Source organism: Mesorhizobium sp. M7A.F.Ca.CA.004.12.1.1 (assembly GCF_003997835.1).
Lineage (GTDB): Bacteria > Pseudomonadota > Alphaproteobacteria > Rhizobiales > Rhizobiaceae > Mesorhizobium.
This window is the reverse complement of the sequence record NZ_RZRK01000971.1, coordinates 1-2,061: the sequence shown is the minus strand read 5'-3', so window position 1 is coordinate 2,061 and position 2,061 is coordinate 1. Positions and strand designations below refer to the sequence as shown.

Here is a 2,061-nt window from a genome sequence, read left to right as displayed (position 1 = left end):
CTATCGGGGAAAGAAAAAGATGCTGGACGATCTCGACCGAAATCTCCTTGAAATCCTGGTCAAGGATGCACGGACCTCGCTGAAGGAACTGGCCGCCCAGGTCGGGCTGTCGTCGCCAAGCGTTTCGGAGCGGCTGCGACGGCTCGAGGAGCGCGGCGTCATCCGAGCGTTCACTGTCGAGATCGATCCGCTGGCGCTCGGTTATACCCTGCAGGCGATCGTGCGCATCCGGCCTTTGCCGGGCAAGCTGCACATCGTCCAGAAGCTGATCGAGGAAATTCCCGAATTCGGCGAATGCGACAAGGTGACGGGCGATGACTGTTTCGTCGCCCGGCTGTTCGTGCGCTCGATCGGCGATCTCGACGGGATTCTCGATCGCATCGCCGACAAGGCGGAGACAAGCACCGCCATTATCAAGGCGCAGCCGATCCGGCGGCGGCCGCCGCCGCTTGACGCAACCGCCTCTCGGGATAGGGCAAAGGTCTTGCAGGCCTCCTGATCGAGTTGGGTGGAAAGCCGGCGGCCGGTTGGTTAGTGTGCCGGCCCAAACGAGGCCGGAACCATGGCGCAGAATATATACGACCGTGAGGATTTCTTCGCAGGCTACAGCCAGCTCGGCCGTTCGGTCGAAGGGCTGGAGGGTGCCGCCGAGTGGCCGGCACTGCGCGCCATGCTGCCCGATGTCGGCGGCTTGAGGGTCGTCGATCTCGGCTGCGGCTTCGGCTGGTTCTGCCGCTGGGCCCGCGAGCATGGGGCGGCGCAGGTGCTTGGCCTGGATCTGTCGGAGAAGATGCTTGCCCGGGCAAGGGCCGCCGGCCCCGATGCTGGCATAAGCTATGAGACGGCCGATCTCGATCGGCTCAGCCTGCCGGAAGCCAGCTTCGATCTCGTCTACAGCTCGCTCGCCTTGCACTATGTCGAGGATGTGTCGCGTCTGTTCGGGACCGTGCATCGGGCCCTGGCGCCTGGCGGGCGTTTCGTCTTTTCGACGGAACATCCGATCTTCATGGCGCCGACCAAACCCGGCTGGGTGATCGATAGCGAAGGCCGCAAGACGTGGCCTGTCGACCAATATCTGGTGGCAGGACCGCGCAGCACCGACTGGCTGGCCAAGGGCGTGGTGAAACATCACCGCACGATCGGCACCACCCTCAACGCACTGATCCGGTCCGGCTTCACCATCGGCCATGTCGAGGAATTCCGGCCGACCGATGCGCAAATCGCAGCCAAGCCGGAACTGGCGGAAGAGCTCGAGCGGCCGATGTTCCTGCTGGTCTCGGCTCGGCGCTAGGCACTGGCCGGCGTCGGCCGAGTGTGCCGCCGCCACGCTCATATTTGCTGTCGCTCCGCCGGGCATTCTGGGCTATTCAAGCGTCGACCCGCTTTCCCTCCGGACCAGTCCCCCCTCCCATGTCAGGCCTGCTTCTCGATCCGTGGTTCTATGCGGCTGCCATTCCGGCGGTCTTTCTGGTCGGCCTGTCCAAGGGGGGCTTTGGCGGCGCCGTCGGTTTCGTCGGCGTGCCGCTGATGGCGCTGACCATGCCGCCGGTGCAGGCGGCGGCCATCCTGCTGCCGATCCTGTGCCTGATGGACATCGTCTCGGTATGGACATGGTGGGGCGTTTATAACAGAAAGATGCTGGTCGACATGATGCCGGGCGCCGTCATCGGCATCGGCCTTGGCTGGCTGACGGCGGCACTGGTCACCGAAGAGGCGGTGCGGCTGATCGTCGGCGCCGTCGCCATCATCTTCGTCCTGCGCTGGCTCTATCTGCAGTTCCGCCATGGCGCCGATCACGCTGCCGCGCCCAACCGCGTCGCCGCCGCGGTCTGGGGCACGGTCGCCGGGTTCACCAGCTTCGTAGCCCATGTCGGCGGCCCGCCCTTCCAGGTCTATGCCTTGCCGATCCGGCTCGATCCGAAGGTTCTATCGGGCACCGCCGCGATCTTCTTTGCCGCCACCAATGCGCTGAAGCTGGTGCCCTATTTCGCGCTCGGCCAGTTCGACACCGCCAATCTGACGGCATCGGCGGTGCTCATGCCCCCGGCTCCCCCGTCGACC

The 2,061-nt window shown here is 65.1% G+C and carries 3 protein-coding genes; all 3 read left to right on the top strand.

Going from position 1 to position 2,061, the window contains the following annotated elements; genetic code table 11:
• Nucleotides 1-19: 19 nt before the first annotated feature.
• Entirely contained in the window at nucleotides 20-499 is a 480-nt protein-coding gene (locus tag EN984_RS32410; protein ID WP_127268483.1) for an Lrp/AsnC family transcriptional regulator, read from the top strand.
• 63 nt (nucleotides 500-562) lie between these two features.
• The gene (locus tag EN984_RS32405) at nucleotides 563-1,291 is read left to right on the top strand and encodes a class I SAM-dependent methyltransferase (RefSeq protein ID WP_127268484.1); all 729 of its coding nucleotides are present in this window, start codon (nucleotides 563-565) and stop codon (nucleotides 1,289-1,291) included.
• 119 nt (nucleotides 1,292-1,410) lie between these two features.
• A partial coding sequence (locus EN984_RS32400; protein ID WP_164765819.1) for a sulfite exporter TauE/SafE family protein occupies nucleotides 1,411-2,061 on the top strand: 651 nt, incomplete at its 3' end.